General features: G+C 74.8%; 19 protein-coding genes. 14 read left to right on the top strand and 5 right to left on the bottom strand.

The window, feature by feature from the left end; translation table 11 throughout:
* Window positions 1-108: 108 nt before the first annotated feature.
* The gene (locus tag RM555_RS07190) at window positions 109-753 is read right to left on the bottom strand and encodes a DUF3515 family protein (RefSeq protein WP_311410973.1); all 645 of its coding nucleotides are present in this window, start codon (window positions 751-753) and stop codon (window positions 109-111) included.
* Window positions 754-987: an Lrp/AsnC ligand binding domain-containing protein gene (locus tag RM555_RS07185; protein WP_089001579.1), complete on the bottom strand. Its 234-nt coding sequence runs from the start codon at window positions 985-987 to the stop codon at window positions 754-756.
* A 125-nt stretch (window positions 988-1,112) separates the two neighbouring features.
* Between RM555_RS07185 and RM555_RS07180 the strand changes: the two genes are divergently transcribed.
* Complete coding sequence (locus RM555_RS07180) at window positions 1,113-2,051, top strand: thiamine-phosphate kinase (RefSeq protein WP_311410972.1); 939 nt, start codon at window positions 1,113-1,115, stop codon at window positions 2,049-2,051.
* A 29-nt stretch (window positions 2,052-2,080) separates the two neighbouring features.
* Entirely contained in the window at window positions 2,081-2,548 is a 468-nt protein-coding gene (locus tag RM555_RS07175) for a GNAT family N-acetyltransferase (protein WP_311410971.1), read from the top strand.
* 196 nt (window positions 2,549-2,744) lie between these two features.
* Here RM555_RS07175 and rpmB read toward each other — a convergent pair whose 3' ends face one another.
* A complete protein-coding gene (gene rpmB / locus RM555_RS07170) occupies window positions 2,745-2,936 on the bottom strand; it encodes a 50S ribosomal protein L28 (protein ID WP_011905179.1) in 192 nt (63 codons plus the stop codon).
* Between the two features lie 293 nt (window positions 2,937-3,229).
* Here rpmB and RM555_RS07165 point away from each other — a divergent pair, with 293 nt between their 5' ends.
* From RM555_RS07165 to mutM, 11 genes are all read left to right on the top strand, one after another.
* Window positions 3,230-4,846 carry a DAK2 domain-containing protein gene (locus tag RM555_RS07165; protein ID WP_311410970.1) on the top strand — a complete coding sequence of 539 codons (1,617 nt, stop codon included), beginning with the start codon at window positions 3,230-3,232 and terminating at the stop codon, window positions 4,844-4,846.
* Entirely contained in the window at window positions 4,843-7,044 is a 2,202-nt protein-coding gene (gene recG / locus RM555_RS07160; protein ID WP_311410969.1) for an ATP-dependent DNA helicase RecG, read from the top strand. Before RM555_RS07165 ends, recG begins: the two co-directional genes overlap by 4 nt.
* 15 nt (window positions 7,045-7,059) lie before the next feature.
* Window positions 7,060-8,001: a serine hydrolase domain-containing protein gene (locus RM555_RS07155; protein ID WP_311410968.1), complete on the top strand. Its 942-nt coding sequence runs from the start codon at window positions 7,060-7,062 to the stop codon at window positions 7,999-8,001.
* Window positions 8,002-8,149: 148 nt separating this feature from the next.
* On the top strand, window positions 8,150-8,713 hold the full coding sequence (gene rsmD / locus RM555_RS07150; protein ID WP_311410967.1) for a 16S rRNA (guanine(966)-N(2))-methyltransferase RsmD: 564 nt from the start codon (window positions 8,150-8,152) through the stop codon (window positions 8,711-8,713).
* Window positions 8,710-9,198 carry a pantetheine-phosphate adenylyltransferase gene (gene coaD, locus RM555_RS07145; protein WP_132232638.1) on the top strand — a complete coding sequence of 163 codons (489 nt, stop codon included), beginning with the start codon at window positions 8,710-8,712 and terminating at the stop codon, window positions 9,196-9,198. The genes rsmD and coaD overlap by 4 nt, the downstream gene beginning before the upstream one ends.
* Window positions 9,199-9,383: 185 nt before the next feature.
* Window positions 9,384-9,881 (top strand): SPFH domain-containing protein, encoded by a 498-nt coding sequence (locus RM555_RS07140; RefSeq protein ID WP_132232640.1) that lies wholly within the window; start codon window positions 9,384-9,386, stop codon window positions 9,879-9,881.
* 109 nt (window positions 9,882-9,990) lie between these two features.
* A complete protein-coding gene (locus tag RM555_RS07135; RefSeq protein ID WP_311410966.1) occupies window positions 9,991-10,554 on the top strand; it encodes a YceD family protein in 564 nt (187 codons plus the stop codon).
* A 5-nt stretch (window positions 10,555-10,559) separates the two neighbouring features.
* Entirely contained in the window at window positions 10,560-10,733 is a 174-nt protein-coding gene (gene rpmF, locus RM555_RS07130; protein WP_018786309.1) for a 50S ribosomal protein L32, read from the top strand.
* 114 nt (window positions 10,734-10,847) lie between these two features.
* A complete protein-coding gene (locus tag RM555_RS07125) occupies window positions 10,848-11,843 on the top strand; it encodes a phosphate acyltransferase PlsX (protein WP_311410965.1) in 996 nt (331 codons plus the stop codon).
* A complete protein-coding gene (rnc, locus tag RM555_RS07120; protein ID WP_311410964.1) occupies window positions 11,840-12,634 on the top strand; it encodes a ribonuclease III in 795 nt (264 codons plus the stop codon). Before RM555_RS07125 ends, rnc begins: the two co-directional genes overlap by 4 nt.
* The gene (gene mutM, locus RM555_RS07115; RefSeq protein WP_311410963.1) at window positions 12,627-13,484 is read left to right on the top strand and encodes a bifunctional DNA-formamidopyrimidine glycosylase/DNA-(apurinic or apyrimidinic site) lyase; all 858 of its coding nucleotides are present in this window, start codon (window positions 12,627-12,629) and stop codon (window positions 13,482-13,484) included. Before rnc ends, mutM begins: the two co-directional genes overlap by 8 nt.
* Window positions 13,485-13,546: 62 nt before the next feature.
* On the opposite strand, the gene RM555_RS07110 is transcribed toward mutM, so the two are convergent.
* On the bottom strand, window positions 13,547-14,389 hold the full coding sequence (locus tag RM555_RS07110; protein WP_311410962.1) for an endo alpha-1,4 polygalactosaminidase: 843 nt from the start codon (window positions 14,387-14,389) through the stop codon (window positions 13,547-13,549).
* Between the two features lie 105 nt (window positions 14,390-14,494).
* Window positions 14,495-15,706 (bottom strand): CAP domain-containing protein, encoded by a 1,212-nt coding sequence (locus RM555_RS07105; RefSeq protein WP_311410961.1) that lies wholly within the window; start codon window positions 15,704-15,706, stop codon window positions 14,495-14,497.
* Between the two features lie 375 nt (window positions 15,707-16,081).
* On the opposite strand from RM555_RS07105, the gene RM555_RS07100 reads away from it, so the two are divergent.
* Complete coding sequence (locus RM555_RS07100) at window positions 16,082-16,276, top strand: hypothetical protein (RefSeq protein WP_091621030.1); 195 nt, start codon at window positions 16,082-16,084, stop codon at window positions 16,274-16,276.
* Window positions 16,277-16,306 lie beyond the last annotated feature (30 nt).

Raw genomic sequence — 16,306 nt, 5'->3', positions numbered from 1 at the left:
TGCATAGGAAGGTGCCCTTCCTAACCGTTGCCCGCCCGTCCGCCCGTCCGCCCGCCCGCCCGCCCGCGTGAGGCGGGCCGGGGCGGGGCGTGCGGGGGCGGAGCGGTGTCAGGTCCGGCAGCCGCTGGGGGTGTCGGCGACGGAGGGCACCGAGGCCACGATCGTGTCCGAGACGGGGGCGACCCACTGCAACCCCTGCCCGTAGAAGTGCGGCACGCGGACCGTGACGGCGGTCTCCCGGTCCATGGTGGTGAGCACGGTGGCGTCGCGTTCCTCGCTGGCATGCCAGCAGACCCGGTTGACCGTCCAGACGTGGTCGGTGTCGTCGACGGCCGGCTTGGCCCCGCCGCAGGCGACGGTGACCGCCGGGTCGCCGTACGCGGCGTTCTGTTCCGGGCCGGCCGTGACCGGGCGCTGGGCGAGGTCGTTGACCGTGGGCGGCAACTGGGAGAGCAGGGCGCGGCAGACCGTGGCGGGCCGTTCGGCCAGCGCCGGCGCGGCCATCTCGACCGGGGCGGTGGAGCGCGGTCCGGCGCTCGTGGCGGTCGCGCTCGGCGTGGCGGCCGGCTCGGCCCGCTCGTCGGGGGAGAGTTGGGCGAACGCGAACGCGCCCACCAGCACGGTGACCGGCAGCGCGATCAGCGTGGCGATCAGCGCCGCGCCGCGCGTGGTGCGGTCGCGGGTCGGCCGGTCGGGGGCCACCTCGTCCGGCTGGGCGGAATCGGTCACGGGGGAGTCAGTGATCTTGTCCACTTACAGGCGCACCACCGAACACGTGAGGGTGCGGGTGATGCCGGGCACCATCTGCACCTTGCTGACGATGAGTTTGCCGAGCTCGTCGACGGTGTTCGCCTCGGTGAGCACGACCACGTCGTACGGCCCGGTGACGGCGTCGACGCGTACCACGCCGGCAAGGTCCGAGATGAGACCGGCCACGTCACGCGCCCGGCCGACCTCGGTCTGGATGAGGATGTACGCCTGTACCACGACTCGACCTCCGTCCGTCGCCGCCCTGGAGCGGCCCGAAGGGAGAAAGTACCTTACGGACCAGGTCTGATCCCTATCGGTGGTCAAGGAGAAGCGGTGAGCGAGCAGCACGGCGGAGGAGCGGCATGAGCGTCGCGGGGATCGGCGAGTTCGGCCTGATCGACCGGGTGACCGCCCGGTTGTCGTACGGATCGACGGTACTGCTGGGTCCGGGGGACGACGCGGCGGTGGTGGCCGCCCCGGACGGCCGGGTCGCGGCCTCGACCGACGTGCTGGTGGAGGGGCGGCACTTCCGGCGGGACTGGTCCAGTGCGCGTGACGTCGGCCACCGGGCGGCGGCGGCGAACCTGGCCGACATCGCCGCGATGGGAGCGCAGCCGACCGCGCTGCTGGTGGCGCTCTGCATGCCGCCCGAGCTGGATCCCGGGTGGGCCGAGGAACTCGCCGACGGGCTGGCCGCCGAGGCGGCGAAGGTCGGCGCGAGCGTGGTGGGCGGGGACATGTCGGGCAGCCCGACGTTGACCATCGCGGTCACGGCCCTCGGCGACCTGGGCGGCCGGCCGCCGGTGACGCGCTCCGGCGCGCGGCCCGGTGACGTGCTGGCCCTGGCCGGCCGCATCGGGTACGCGGCGGCGGGGCTGACCGTGCTCTCCCGGGGATTCCGTACGCCCCGGCTGCTGGTGGAGGCCTGCCGGCGGCCCGAGGTGCCCTACGCGGCCGGGCCGCACGCCGCCCGGCTCGGCGCCACCTCCATGATCGACGTGTCGGACGGGCTGCTGGCCGACGTCGGGCACGTGGCGAAGGCGAGCGGGGTCGCCGTGGACGTGCGCCGGGACGCCTTCGAGGTGCCCCGGCAGATGCGCGACGCCGCCCAGGCGCTCGGCGTCGACCCGTACTCCTGGCTGCTCGCCGGGGGCGAGGACCACGCGCTGGCCGCGACCTTTCCGTCGGCGGTGGCGCTGCCGGTCGACTGGCGGCCGATCGGGCGGGTGACGGAGGGCTCGGGTGTCACGGTCGACGGGCGGCCGTACGACGGACCCGCTGGCTGGGACCACTTTCGGTAAGGGCCAATCGGCGTCGTACCCTTTACTCCGTGAGTGAGATCGAGATTCGGGCCGAGCGCTTCGACTCGCCGGTGGCGCAGCGGCTGATCCGCGCCGCGCTGGCCGACCTGGGTGCCCGGTACGGCGGCAGCGGCGACGAGACCCCGGTCGACCCGGGCGAGTTCGCGCCGCCCGCCGGCGCCTTCCTCGTCGCCCATCTCGGCGGCGAGCCGGTCGGCTGCGGCGGCTGGCGTAGCCACGGTGACGAGGGCGACACCGCCGAGCTGAAGCGGATGTACACCGCGCCGACGGCCCGGGGCCGGGGCGTGGCCCGGGCGGTGCTGGCGGCGGTGGAGCGCTCCGCGCGGGAGCACGGCCGCAAGCGGATCGTCCTGGAGTGCGGCGACAAGCAGCCGGAGGCCATCGCCATGTACACGGCGGCCGGCTACGAGCGCATCCCGAACTTCGGCTTCTACCGCGACGCCCCGGGCTGCATCTCCTTCGCCCGCACGCTCTGACCCGTCTCGCGCGTGCCCTGAGCCTTCTCACGCGTGCCCTGAGCCGTCTCGCGCCGGGGGTCGTCCGGGCCCCCGGCGCCGGCGCGCCCCATGCGCGGACGGGCATCGGAGGTGGGGAGTCGCCGGACACGACAGAGCCGGCGGACCGCAAGGGCCCGCCGGCAATGACGAGTGTGTGAAGCTGGGGCCTACCGCGTCAGGCGCGGGTGACCTTGCCCGCCTTGATGCAGGAGGTGCAGACCTTCAACTTCTTGGTGTTGCCGCCACCGGCCGGGGTACGCACCGACTGGATGTTCGGGTTCCAGCGGCGGTTGGTCCGCCGGTGCGAGTGGGACACGTTGTGGCCGAAGCCCGGTCCCTTGCCACAGACGTCGCACACGCTAGCCACGGGATACTCCTGGGATTGAAACGTTCATGAGGTCGCCGCCAGGCGCAGCCCGGGCAACCTGGCCAGGTTACCCGATGACCCGGGGCCCGACCAACCGGCCCCGGACGCCGGCCCAGGGTGGGGGGCGTGACCGCGCGACGCGGTCCCGGTCGCCCGGCCCGCACCCGCCCCCGCGGCACCGCCGCACCGGGGGACACGCCACGAGGATAGTGGGTGCCGCGCGGCTGCCGGACACGCCGTGGGAGTCGCGTCGACCCCGGCGCGTGTCGGTGCGCGCCAGTAGGCTTCTCGCCGTGCTGGACACCCTCGACGCCGCCGCGGTCCGCCGTTGGTGCGCGGGCGGGCTGGTCGCGCTCAAGCGCCACCAGGGCGAGATCGACGACCTGAACGTCTACCCGGTGCCCGACGGCGACACCGGCACCAACATGGTGCTCACCCTCACCTCGGCCCAGCAGGCGCTCGCGATGGACCTCGGCACCCTCCCGGAGGACGGGCCCACCGCGCACGGGCACGCGTTGCGGCTGATGGCCCGGGGCGCGCTGCTGGGCGCGCGGGGCAACTCGGGGGTGATCCTGTCGCAGATCCTGCGCGGCTTCGCCGACGCCGTCGCCGCCGCGCCCGCCGTGCGGGGGCGCGAGCTGGCCGCCGCCCTGCGCGACGGCACCGCCGCCGCCTACGCCGCGGTCGCCCGCCCGGTCGAGGGCACGCTGCTCAGCGTCGTCGCCGCGGCGGCGCACGCCGCCGAGCGGGCCGACAGCGACGACCTGCGGGCGGTCGTCCGGGCGGCGGCGGGCGGGGCGGCGCACGCGTTGGCGCGCACCCCCGAGCAGCTTCCGGCGCTGGCCCGGGCCGGCGTGGTGGACGCCGGCGGCCAGGGCCTGTGCCTGCTGCTCGACGCCCTGGTCGAGGTCGTGACCGGCGAGAGCCCCGAGCGTCCCGCGCCCGCGCCGCGCCCGGTCCGCCCGCCGGCCACCGCCGTGCGCGAGACCGGTTCCGAGGATTACGCGTACGAGGTGCAGTACCTGCTCGACGCCGCGCCGGAGGCGGTGGCCCGGCTGCGGGACGAGCTGGCGGCCCTCGGCGACTCGCTGGTGGTCGTCGGCGACGGGAACGCCGGTGCGGGCACCTGGAACGTGCACGTGCACGTCAACGACGTGGGCGCGGCGATCGAGGCGGGCGTGGTGGCCGGCCGGCCGCACCGCATCTCGGTGACCCGCTTCGCCGACCAGCGGGCACCGGTGTCGCCTCCCGCGGCGGCGGACGGGCGGGCCGCCGTGGTGGTGGCCGCCGGCGCGGGCATCGCCGAGCTGTTCGCCGGGGAGGGCGCGACGGTGGTGCCCGGCAACCCGTCGATCGGCGAGCTGCTGGACGCGATCCGCGCCACCGGGGCGGCCCGCGTGGTGGTGCTGCCCAACGACCCCGACACGCAGGCGGTGGCGAACGCCGCCGCCCGGGAGGCGCACGGGCTCGGCGTCAAGGTCAGCGTGGTGCCGACCCGTTCACCGGTGCAGGCGCTGGCCGCCCTCGCCGTACGCGACCCGGGGCGGCGCTTCGCCGACGACGTGATCGCGATGGCCGAGGCGGCCGGCGCGTGCCGCTACGCCGAGGTCTGTTACGCCCGCCGCGAGGCGCTGACCGTCGCCGGCCCCTGCCGTCCCGGCGACGTGCTGGCGCTGGTCGAGGGGGAGGTGCACCTGATCGGGTCCGACCTGACCGACACCTGCGCCGCCGTGGTCGACCGGATGCTCGGCGGCGGCGGTGAGCTGGTGACCCTGCTCTCGGGGGCGGACGCTCCCGACGGGCTGGCCGACGCGGTCCGCGAGCACGTCGGGCGGCGCTGGCCGTTCGTCGAGGTGCAGACGTACCCGGGCGGGCAGCCGCACTATCCGCTCCTGGTGGGGGTCGAATGACGTCCGAGCCGGCCACGATGGACACGCCGCTGAAGAAGCTGGTCGGCGAGAAGACCGCGAAGGCTCTCGCCGGGCACCTCGACCTGCACACTGCCGGTGACCTGGTCTACCACTTCCCGCGCCGCTACGACGAGCGCGGCGAGCACACCGACATCCGGTCGCTCGACGTCGGCGAGCAGGCCACCGTGCTGGCCCAGGTGCAGCGCACCGCCGTACGCCCGATGCGCCAGCGCCGGGGCAACCTGCTGGAGGTGACGGTCGGCGACGGCTCGGGCGGCACCCTGACCCTGACCTTCTTCGGCAACCAGGCCTGGCGCGAGCGCGAGCTGCGCCCCGGCCGGTGGGGGCTCTTCGCCGGCAAGGTCACCGAGTTCCGGGGCAAGCGGCAGCTCAACGGCCCGGAGTACGTCCTGCTCGGGGAGGGCGGCGACGGCGAGGCGGCGGCCAACGAGGAGATCGAGGAGTTCGCGGGCGCGCTGATCCCGGTCTACCCGGCCGCCGCGGCGGTGCCCACGTGGGTGATCGCCCGGTGCGTCCGGGTGGTGCTGGACACGTTCACCGCGCCGGACGATCCGCTGCCGGCGACCCTGCGGGCGAGCCGCAACCTGGGCGGCATCGACACGGCGCTGCGCGAGATCCACCGGCCGACCAGCAAGGAGGCGCTCTACCGGGCCCGGCACCGGCTCAAGTGGGACGAGGCCTTCGCCGTGCAGCTCACCCTGGTGCAGCGCAAGCACCGCGCCGCCGCCTCACCGGCCCGGCCCCGCCCGGCGAAGCCCGGCGGCCTGCTCGACGCCTTCGACGCCCGGCTGCCCTACGAGCTGACGCCCGGCCAGCACGACGTGGGCGTGGAGATCGCGGCGGACCTGGCCACGGCCCACCCGATGCACCGGCTGCTCCAGGGCGAGGTCGGCTCCGGCAAGACGGTGGTCGCGCTGCGCGCGATGCTCCAGGTGGTCGACGCGGGCGGGCAGGCCGCGCTGCTGGCCCCGACCGAGGTGCTCGCCGCGCAGCACCACCGGGGCATCCTCGACCTGCTGGGGCCGCTCGGACGGGCCGGCGAGCTGGGCGCGGCCGACGACGCCACCCGGGTCGAGCTGGTCACCGGCTCGCTGGGCGCGGCGGCCCGACGGCGGGCGCTGGCCGAGGTCGCCAGCGGCGCCGCCGGCATCGTGCTCGGCACCCACGCCCTGCTCTACGAGGGCGTCGACTTCGCCGACCTCGGCCTGGTGGTGGTCGACGAGCAGCACCGCTTCGGCGTCGAGCAGCGCGACGCGCTGCGCGCCAAGGCCGAGCAGCCGCCGCACGTGCTGGTGATGACGGCCACCCCGATCCCGCGCACGGTGGCGATGACCGTCTACGGCGACCTGGAGACCTCCACGCTCTCCCAGCTGCCGCAGGGTCGCTCGCCGATCGCCTCGCACGTGGTGCCGGTCGCCGAGAAGCCGGCCTTCCTGGACCGGGCCTGGCGCCGGGTGCGCGAGGAGGTGGCCGCCGGGCACCAGGCGTACGTCGTCTGCCCGCGCATCGGGGAGGGGCCGGCGAGCGAGGAGGAGCCGCCGCCGGAGGACGACAACGGGCGGCGGCCGCCGATGGCGGTCACCGAGGTGGCGCCGCTGCTCGCCGAGGGGCCGCTGCACGGCCTGCGCATCGGCGTGCTGCACGGCCGGCTGCCGGCCGACGAGAAGGACGCGGTGATGCGCTCCTTCGCGGCCGGCGACCTCGACGTGCTGGTCGCCACGACCGTGGTCGAGGTGGGCGTCAACGTGCCGAACGCGACCGTGATGATCGTGCTCGACGCCGACCGGTTCGGCGTCTCCCAGCTGCACCAGCTGCGCGGCCGGGTCGGCCGGGGCTCCGCCGCGGGGCTCTGCCTGCTGGTCAGCGAGGCGCTGGAGGGCACGCCCGCGCGGGAGCGGCTCGACGCGGTGGCCTCCACCACCGACGGGTTCAAGCTCGCCGAGCTGGATCTGGAGCAGCGCCGGGAGGGCGACGTGCTGGGCGCCACCCAGTCGGGGCGCCGCTCGCACCTGCGGCTGCTCTCGCTGCTGCGCGACGCCGACCTGATCCGCGACGCGCGGGCCGAGGCGATCGCCCTGGTCGAGGAGGATCCGGAGCTGGCCCGGCATCCGGCGCTGGCCGCGTCGGTGGCGGCCCTGGTCGACGAGGAACGCGCCGAATACCTGGAGAAGGGCTGATCTAGGCTCCGAAGGATGTCCGCATCCTCTTTAGACAGTGGCGTGCTCCTGCTGGCCCGGGGCGACGAGATCCTGACGGAACAGGTCGCCGGGGTGGCCGATCGGAGCACCGGTGTCCACTGCGCTGCCGGGACCCGGTTCCAGATCGCCTCGATCAGCAAGCAGATGGCCGCCGCGGCGGTGTTGCTGCTCGCCGAGCGGGGTGCGCTGAGCCTGTCCGATCCGGTGGTGCGCTGGCTGCCCGGCCCGCCGCCGGAATGGTCCGGCATCACGCTGCACCACCTGCTCACCCACACCTCGGGCCTGGGCCACTGGGAGCAGTACCCGGCGGTCGATCTCGTCGACCCGGCCGAACCGGACGACCTGCTCGGCTCGTTCGCCGCGGTGCCGCCGCTGTTCCGGCCCGGAGCCGGGTGGCACTACAGCAGCCCCGGCTACGTGCTGGTGGCCCGGGCCGTCGAGCGCGTGGCCGACCGGCCGTACGCCGAGTTCCTCGCCGAGGAGGTCTTCGCGCCGCTGGGCATGACGGGCAGCTTCGCCGGGGCGGGCGACGGACGGCCGGACGTGGCGGTCGGACACGAGGGCGGCCGTCCGGTGCCGTCCTGGGACCTGGCGACCGTGAGCATGGGCGCGGGTGACGTCTGGTGCACCGGGACGGATCTGCTCACCTGGCTCGACGTGCCGCGCCGGGGCCGGCTGCTCGCCCCGGCCTCGGTGACGGCGATGACCGCTGCACACGCGCCGACCGGCCGGCCCGGGGAGGCGTACGGCTACGGGTTCTTCGTCGGCCCGCTGGCCGGCAGGCGGGCGCTGCACCACTCGGGGGACAACGGCGGCTACAAGGCGTTCGCGGCCTGGCTGCCCGACTCGGACCAGCGGCTCGTGCTGCTGTCCAACCAGGCCGAGGTCGACCCGGTCACGGTCACGTCGGTGCTCGGTCCCGCCGAGGCGCGTTGACCGTGCGCGGACGCCGACCGGGTGGCGGACGCGCCCCCGGCGCGGGTCGGCGGGGCCGACAGGTCGTGGAGGGTCCGCCCGTCGCCTCGGGTGCTTCGTCCACCGCCCGGGCGGTCGCGTAGCGTCGGGGCATGGGCAGGGAGCGACGGTGACCCGGATCGTGGCCGGAACCCTTGGTGGGCGGCGGATCGCCGCGCCGCCCGGCGCGGGCACCCGGCCGACGTCGGACCGGGTGCGCGAGGCGCTGTTCAGCGCCGTGCAGGCCGAGGTCGACCTGGCCGGCGTCCGCTTCGCCGACCTCTACGCCGGCTCCGGGGCGGTCGGTCTGGAGGCACTCTCCCGGGGGGCCGCGCACGTGCTGCTGGTGGAGTCCGACCCCCGGGCGGCCCGGGTGGTCCGGGAGAACGTGGCCACGTTGCGCGCCGCGCCGGCCGCCCGGCTGGTCACCGGCAAGGTCGCCACCGTGCTGGCGGCCGGCCCGGACGGCGACCCGTACGACGTGGTCTTCGCCGACCCGCCCTACGCGGTGCCGGACGCGGAGATCACGGCGATGCTCGTCGCGCTGGTCGACGGCGGCTGGCTGGCCCCGGACGCCCTGGTGGTGGTGGAGCGGTCCAGCCGCACGGGCCCCGTCGGGTGGGTGCAGGGCATCACCGGCGAGCGCAGCCGGCGCTACGGCGAGACGACCCTTTGGTACGGTCGCCGATCATGAGACGTGCGGTGTGTCCCGGCTCGTTCGATCCGGTCACCAACGGGCACCTCGACATCGTCGGCCGGGCGAGCCGGCTGTTCGACGAGGTGATCGTGGGCGTGCTGGTCAACCAGTCGAAGAGCGGCCTGTTCACCGTCGAGGAGCGGATCGACATGCTCCGCGAGGTGACCGCCTCCTACGACAACGTCCGGGTCGAGTCGTTCCGCGGCCTGCTTGTCGACTTCTGTCGGGCGCAGCAGGCGAGCGTCCTGATCAAGGGCCTGCGGGCGGTCAGCGACTTCGACTACGAGTTGCAGATGGCGCAGATGAACATCGGCCTGGCCGGCGTCGAGACGCTGTTCATGCCGACCAATCCGCTCTACTCGTTCCTCTCCTCCAGCCTGGTCAAGGACGTGGCGAAGTGGGGCGGCGACATCTCCGCCCACGTGCCCGACCGGGTCCGCGAGGAGTTGAGCGCCCGGCTCGTCCCGCCGTCGCGCGACTGACCGCCCGGGCCGCCGTCCCCGCCGGCGCCGTGCCCCGGCGGGGACGGCGCTTGGCGCACCGCGACGCGCCGGGCCGGGGTGAGCGGTGCGCTGTGGTCGGGGCGCGACATGATGTGTGCAGCGGGAAACCGGCCGTAGCCCGCATCATGTAGGTCGGCCCGACGAACGACAGGAGTGAGGTACCGGTGGACCCGCTCGATCGCATCGACGAACTGATCGCCATGGTGGAGCAGGCGCGCTCCGTCCCGATGTCGCGCAACAACTGCATGGTCGACCGGGGTGAGTTCATCGCGATCCTCGATGAGCTGCGCGCCGAACTCCCCGCCGACCTGCGTCGGGCCGCCGCGCTGCTGGACGAGCGGGACAAGATCATGGAGGCCGGCAAGCGCGAGGCCGACCGGATCATCAGCGAGGGTGAGGCGGAACACGCCCGGCTGGTTTCGGTGAACGAGATCACGGTCTCCGCCGAGCACGAGGGCGCGCGGATCATCGCGGAGGCCCGCGCCGAGGCGCAGCGCCTGCGCGAGGAGGTCGACGACTACGTCGACACCGCGCTGGCCAACTTCGAGCAGTTCCTCACCCGGGCGCTGGCCTCGATAGAGCGCGGGCGGGACAAGATGCACGCGCTGCGCGAGATCGGCACCTTCGGTGGGGAGGAGGCGGACCGCCCGCTACCCTTCTGAGCGGCACCTCACCAGCCGGCAGATGGGGCGGGCGCCGCCCCCGGTTCGACGGTCCGGCGGTCGCCCAGGTAACCTTTTTTGTCGGCCTCTCACCGGCCGGAGTCTGACTATGCCCAAACACACGCCTTCGACACTCAACCCCAGGTCGCCGCTGGTCCTCGACACGAGGGAGCTGCCGCGCCGGCCTGGTGCGTTGCGTACGGAAAAGCGGGTGGTGCCGGCACCGGCGGACCTCGGCGGCGAGATGATCGCCGTGCCGGAGGGCGCGGACCTCGACCTCGACCTGAGGTTGGAGTCGGTGTCCGAGGGCGTGCTCGTCTCCGGGACCGTCAGCGGTCGCGTCCGGGGCGAGTGCGGTCGCTGCCTTCGCGAGATCGACGACTCGCTGGTTGTGCGGATCCAGGAGCTGTACGCGTACGAGAACAGCACCACGGACACCACGACCGACGAGGACGAGGTGGGCCGGATGCAGGGCGATCTGATCGACCTGGAGCCGGCGCTGCGGGACGCGGTGGTGCTCACGCTGCCGACCAACCCGCTCTGCCGGGAGGACTGCCCAGGCCTGTGCCCCGAATGCGGGGTGCACTTGGACGATCTGCCGGCCGACCACAGTCACGAGCAGATCGACCCGCGTTGGGCGGGCCTGTCGCAACTGAACCGTAAAGAGGAGTAGGAACCGTGGCCGTCCCCAAGCGCAAGATGTCGCGCAGCAACACCCGCGCCCGCCGGGCGAACTGGAAGGCGACCGTGGTCGCGACCGTGGCCTGCCCCCAGTGCAAGTCGGCGAAGCTGCCCCACGCCGCCTGCTCCGTCTGCGGCACCTACAACGGCCGCCAGGTCCTCGAGGTCTGACCTGGACGCCGAGTGACGCCCCCGACCCCTGGTCGGGCGGCGCGCGCACCCTGGCAATCGTCCGGTGCCCCGGCTCCCTCCGACGCCGGCCGGCCTGTTCCGGCCGGCGTTCCGATGGAGCCGGGCACCGCGCGGATCGCCGTTGACCTCCTCGGCGGGGACGACGCTCCCGCCGTCGTGGTTGACGGCGCTCTGCGGGCCGTGCGCGCCGACCCGGACCTGCATCTGTTGCTCGTCGGCCCGGCCGAGGCCGCCGGCGAGGTGATCCGTGCCCTCGACCCGGCGCAGCGTGCCCGGGTCACCGTGCGGCCGGTCCGCGCCGTCGTCGGCATGGCCGACCATCCCGTGGCCGCCCGTGCCGACAGCACCGTCCGCGCGGCGGTGCACGCCGTCCGCGACGGCGTCGCCGACGCGCTCGTCTCCGCCGGGTCCACCGGCGCCACCGTCACCGCCGTCGCGCTCGGCCTCGGCCGCTGGCCGGACGTGCGCCGTCCGGCGCTGATCGCCACCCTGCCGGCCGTCGCCGGCCCGGTGGTCCTGCTGGACGTCGGCGGCTCGCTGGAGCCGCGCCCGGCCACCCTGGCCCGCCACGCCGTGCTCGGCGCCGCCTACGCGGCGGTGGCGCACGCCGTCGTCGCGCCCCGGGTGGGGCTGTTGTCGGTGGGCACCGAGGCGGGCAAGGGCGACCGCGCCCGCCGGCTCGCCGATCCCGTCCTCGCCGCCGCGTCGCTGCCCTGCGACGGGCGCTACGTCGGCCTCGTCGAGGGGTACGACGTCTCCCTCGGCACGCGCGCCGATGTGGTGGTCACCGACGGGTTCACCGGTAACGTGCTGCTCAAGGCGATCGAGGGCGCGTACGCGATGGCCGGCGGGCCCCCGTCCGGCGGCGGCGCCCCGCGCGCGGCGGCCCTGCTCGGGGTCGCCGGGACGGTCGTCGTCTGCCACGGCGCCGCCCGCGCCGAGGACGTCGCCGCGGGCATCGCGCTGGCCGCCCATCTCTGGCGACGGCGCGCCACCGACCACGTCCGCGCGCTGCTCGACGGCGCCGAGGCGGGCGACCGCGCGGAACGCACCGACCGCTCCACCGACACCGAGGTACCCACATCATGAGCAACGACAAGCGGCGGCGGGCGTCCGTCGGTCACCTGGAAGCCGCGTTCGGCGTCAGCCTGGATCCGGAGCTGCTCCAGCGCGCGCTGACCCACCGCTCGTACGCGTACGAGAACGGCGGCCTGCCCACGAACGAGCGGTTGGAGTTCCTGGGCGACTCGGTGCTCGGCGTGGTGATCACCACCGCGCTGTTCCACAACCATCCCGACCTGCCCGAGGGGCAGCTGGCCAAGTTGCGGGCCAGCGTCGTCAACATGCGGGCCCTCGCCGACGTGGCGCGGGGCCTCGGCCCGGACGGGCTCGGCGCCTACCTGCTGCTCGGCAAGGGGGAGGAGACCACCGGTGGCCGGGACAAGGCGAGCATCCTCGCCGACACCCTGGAGGCGCTGCTCGGCGCGATCTACCTCCAGTACGGGCTGGACACCGCTGCCATCGTCATCCACCGGCTCTTCGACCCGCTGATGGCCGAGTCGGCCGGCCGGGGTGCGGCCCTGGACTGGAAGACCAGCCTCCAGGAGCTGACGGCGGCGCTCGGGCTCGGCGTCCCCGAGTACCGCATCGAGGGCACCGGCCCGGACCACCTCAAGACCTTCACCGCCTGGGTGGTCGTCGCCGGCAACCGCTACGGCGGGGCCGACGGGCGCAGCAAGAAGGAGGCCGAGCAGCGGGCCGCCGAGGCGGCCTGGCGGACGCTCACCGAGCAGGCGGAGCGGGAGCCGGTCGGGCCGGAGGGCCCGGCGCCCGGGGACGGGACGGTGCAGACCGCCGAGGCGGGCCTGGGCCGTGCCTGAGCTGCCGGAGGTCGAGACCGTCCGGCAGGGGCTGGCCCGGTGGGTCACCGGCCGGCGGATCTCCTCCGTCGAGGTGCGCCACCCCCGCGCGGTACGCCGGCACACCCCCGGCGGCGGGCACTTCGCCGACGTGCTGGCCGACCGGACGGTGCTGGACGTGCGCCGCCGCGGCAAGTACCTGTGGCTGCCGCTGGACAGCGGCGACGCCGTGATCGGGCACCTGGGCATGTCGGGTCAGCTGCTGGTGCAGCCGGCCGACGCCCCCGACGAGACGCACCTGCGGGTCCGGTTCCGGTTCTCCGACGACGGTCCCGAGCTGCGCTTCGTCGACCAGCGCACGTTCGGCGGCCTGTCGGTCTCCGCGGGGGGCGCCGAGTTGCCGGCGGAGATCGCGCACATCGCGCGGGACCCGATGGACCCGCAGTTCTCCGACGCGGCGTTCGCCGCCGCGTTGCGCCGGCGGCGTACGGAGGTCAAGCGGGCGCTGCTGGACCAGACGCTGATCTCCGGCGTGGGCAACATCTACGCCGACGAGGCGCTGTGGCGGGCGAGGCTGCACGGCGCCCGCCCCACCGACGCGCTGACCGGTCCGGCCGCGCTGCGGCTGCTGGGCCACGTCCGGGACGTCCTCGGCGAGGCGATCAAGTCCGGCGGCACCAGCTTCGACGCCCTCTACGTCAACGTGAACGGGGAGAGCGGCTACTTCGACCGGGCCCTGAACGTCTACGGCCTGGAGGGGCTGCCGTGCCACCGGTGCGGCGCACCGGTGCGCCGCGAGGCGTTCATGAACCGTTCGTCGTACAGCTGCCCGCGCTGCCAGCCCCGCCCCCGGGCGGCCCTGCGGGGCTGACCCCGCGCGGGTTCCGGGGCACGGGCGGCGCGTCCGCCCGGCCCGCGGGAAGGTGTCCGTGTTCAGGGCGCCGCGCAGGGGAGCCGCCACGCGTCGAGCCGGCGTTCCTTGCGGATCGAGGAGAGGCCGTAGCCCAGCGTGGTGACGCAGAAGTCCGTCGTCGAGCCGGCGTACTCCACGTGGAACACCGGCTTGCCCGCCTCGACGAACGGCAGCAGCCGGGCGCACTGGTCCAGCCGCACGCACTCCTCGTTGACGGCGAAGTCGAAGTCCGGGGCCAGGGCGGCCACCTGCCCCAGGTCGTTGATCAGGCCGGGGGAGAGGCTCAGCGAGCGGGCCAGCTCGGCCAGCCGGCGGTTGAATCGCAGTTGGTCGTCGAAGTCGAGCGGGAAGCCGGACCGGTGCGCGTACCCGTCGGCGTCGGCCAGGGCGACCGCCCCGAAGCCCTTGCCCCGGCAGAGCCGGAACCGGTCGGCCAGCACCGGCCGCAGGGCGTCCCACTGCCGTACGTCGAGCCAGCGGCCCTGCGGCCGCCGGGACGCGGCACCCCGTACGGCGGCCGGGAGGCGGTCCGCGTCCGGGTCGGTCGGCAGGACGGAACCGACGTGCACCTGGCAGACCAGCCGGCGGTCCCGGGAGCGCAGCTCGGCGGTCTGCGCGGCGGTCGTGGCGACCGGGTCGAGCAGGAAGACGTCGGCGTCGACGGTGAGGTCCAGCACGCCGCTGAGCTGCCACTGCCACTGCCACCGGCCCGCCGACGCCGCTGGCCAGGCGGTCGGGGCACCGGGCGCGGCCAGGTCCGGCCGGCAGGCGGCGAGCACGCTCAGCAGGACGAGCGCGACGCAGGCCGGCAGGGCCCGGCGCGGGCCCCGCCCGACGGCGCGCGTACGCGGCCGGATCCGCATCGGCAGCTCCCGGGTCGCGGGCGGCGGCACACCGCCCGGAGCGGGTACGCCGGGTCGGCGTACCTCACCCGGTCAAACGAGTACGGCCCCGGCCACGACTCGCGTTCAGCGCGGCGCGGCGAAGACCTGCGTCCAGTACGGCCCGTTGCTGTTGGCGACGCCGACGCCGATCTCGGTGAAGGCGCAGTTCAGGATGTTGGCCCGGTGGCCGGGGCTGTTCATCCAGGCGTCCATGACGGCGGCCGGCGTCTTCTGGTTCCAGGCGACGTTCTCGCCGTAGGTGCGCCAGGAGTAGCCGACCCGGTCCAGCCGGGTCCCGACGTTGCTGCCGTCGCTGCCCGTGTGCGACATGTCGCGGTGGTCGGCCTGGTCCTGGCTGTGCCGCTGGGCGGCGGTCGTCAGCTTGTCGTCGACGCCCACCGCGCCGCAGCCGGCCTTGGCGCGCTCGGCGTTGACCAGGGCGACCACCTGGCTGGCCTGGCTGCCGCCCCCGCTGCTGACCGGGGCCTTCGTGCCGCCGCCGGCCGGCGCCGTGCTCCGTTCGGCGCTGCGCCGCGAGGGCGCGGTGGTACGCGCCGGCGTCGGCCTGGTGCTCTTCGTGGCCGACGGGGTGGGCTTGGCGGTGGTCGGCGCGGTGCTCGGGGTGGGCGGGGCCAGCGTGTCGCCGGGTGTCGACTCGCCGCCCGGCAGTACCGGAGCGGCGGCGATCGTGTCGTCGACGGCGGCGGGGTCGGTCGCCGGGTCGTCGCCGGTCAGCGCGACCGCGCCCACGCCGAGGCTCACCACCAGCGTGGCGGCCGCGGCGGCACCGCCGATCAGCAGCGGGCGGGGGAACCGGCGGCGGGGGCGGTGGCGACCCTCGGCGGTGGCCGGCGCCGTTGCGGCCGGGGCGGCCCGGAGCGCGGCGAGGTCGACGGGGGCGGTCGGGTCGTCGGCCGGCCAGGCGCCGGCGGTCCGGTCCGCGGGGAAGGGGCGCTCCGCCGGGTACGCCCCGTCCGTCGGGCTGCCCGCCCCGGCGGCCCAGCGGGCGTCCGGCTCGGCCTGCCAGCGGTCGGTGGGCTCGGGCCGCCAGGTCGCGGTCGCGTCGGTGGCCTGCGGCTGCCAGGTCCCGGCCGGCGCGGCGGGCTCGGGCTGCCAGCGGGCGGTCGGCTGGTCGCGGTGCCACTCGTCGGCGGGCTGCTCCGGGTCGTCCCCGAAGAGGTAGGCGGACCTCGGCTCCGGACGGTCGGTGAGCCAGGTCGGCGGCTCCTCGCCCAGCGGCTGCTCGCGGTGCCGTGCGGCGCCGTCCGGGTGGTTCGGGTCGGTCCAGCCGTACACGCCTCTGCCTCCAAGGGGTCGGTTGCGAGCCGGGGTGACGCTACGTGGCGGGCGTGAACAGCGGCAACGTGGCTAAGGAAGAGTTAAGGGGAAGGCGGTCGGCAGGGTGGGGACTTCCCGGGATCCGAGGCGTAGAGTCAAGGTGTCCGGACAGAGTGTGTCCGCGCCTTGTGGCAGCCCCCCCGGCAAGTGGACAGGTCGACGTGGAAATGATCTACGGCCTGCGAGAACTTGACGAAAGAGGGGGTGTCGGCTCAATATGTAGGTGTCGCCAGTCGCGCCCGGTCATGCCCAGAATCGTCTGGGGTGACAGCCGCGTACACATTTGGGCGCGCGTTGGCCGGCCCTTCCGGCAGCGCATATCAAGGAGTCAACATGGCTAAGGCCCTGTACGGCCACGTAGGTGCGGCGCCCGATCGGCGTTTGCTCGACGAGGTCACCCGACTGCGTACCACGGTTCGGGCTCTGGAGTTCGAGATCACGCGGCTGCGTGCCGAGAACGATCGGCTCGCGGCGGCTGCGGCGGAGGCGGACGATCTGCTCCGTCTGGCCGAGCCCGCGCTGACCTGATCTCCAGATCGCAAAACTGAATCGCATCAC

The organism is Micromonospora reichwaldensis (assembly GCF_031845925.1).
In the GTDB taxonomy this organism is placed as follows: domain Bacteria; phylum Actinomycetota; class Actinomycetes; order Mycobacteriales; family Micromonosporaceae; genus Micromonospora; species Micromonospora reichwaldensis.
This window is presented reverse-complemented; position numbering and strand designations above follow the sequence as displayed.

What these genes read in the sequence shown, in the direction of transcription:
- RM555_RS07155 (WP_311410968.1), top strand. Translation starts at nt 7,060, where the DNA reads ATGTCCGCATCCTCTTTAGACAGTGGCGTGCTCCTGCTGGCCCGGGGC.
- recG (WP_311410969.1), top strand. Translation starts at nt 4,843, where the DNA reads ATGACGTCCGAGCCGGCCACGATGGACACGCCGCTGAAGAAGCTGGTC.
- rnc (WP_311410964.1), top strand. Translation starts at nt 11,840, where the DNA reads ATGAGCAACGACAAGCGGCGGCGGGCGTCCGTCGGTCACCTGGAAGCC.
- RM555_RS07125 (WP_311410965.1), top strand. Translation starts at nt 10,848, where the DNA reads ATGGAGCCGGGCACCGCGCGGATCGCCGTTGACCTCCTCGGCGGGGAC.
- coaD (WP_132232638.1), top strand. Translation starts at nt 8,710, where the DNA reads ATGAGACGTGCGGTGTGTCCCGGCTCGTTCGATCCGGTCACCAACGGG.
- RM555_RS07135 (WP_311410966.1), top strand. Translation starts at nt 9,991, where the DNA reads ATGCCCAAACACACGCCTTCGACACTCAACCCCAGGTCGCCGCTGGTC.
- RM555_RS07180 (WP_311410972.1), top strand. Translation starts at nt 1,113, where the DNA reads ATGAGCGTCGCGGGGATCGGCGAGTTCGGCCTGATCGACCGGGTGACC.
- RM555_RS07100 (WP_091621030.1), top strand. Translation starts at nt 16,082, where the DNA reads ATGGCTAAGGCCCTGTACGGCCACGTAGGTGCGGCGCCCGATCGGCGT.
- RM555_RS07110 (WP_311410962.1), bottom strand. Translation starts at nt 14,389, where the DNA reads ATGCGGATCCGGCCGCGTACGCGCGCCGTCGGGCGGGGCCCGCGCCGG.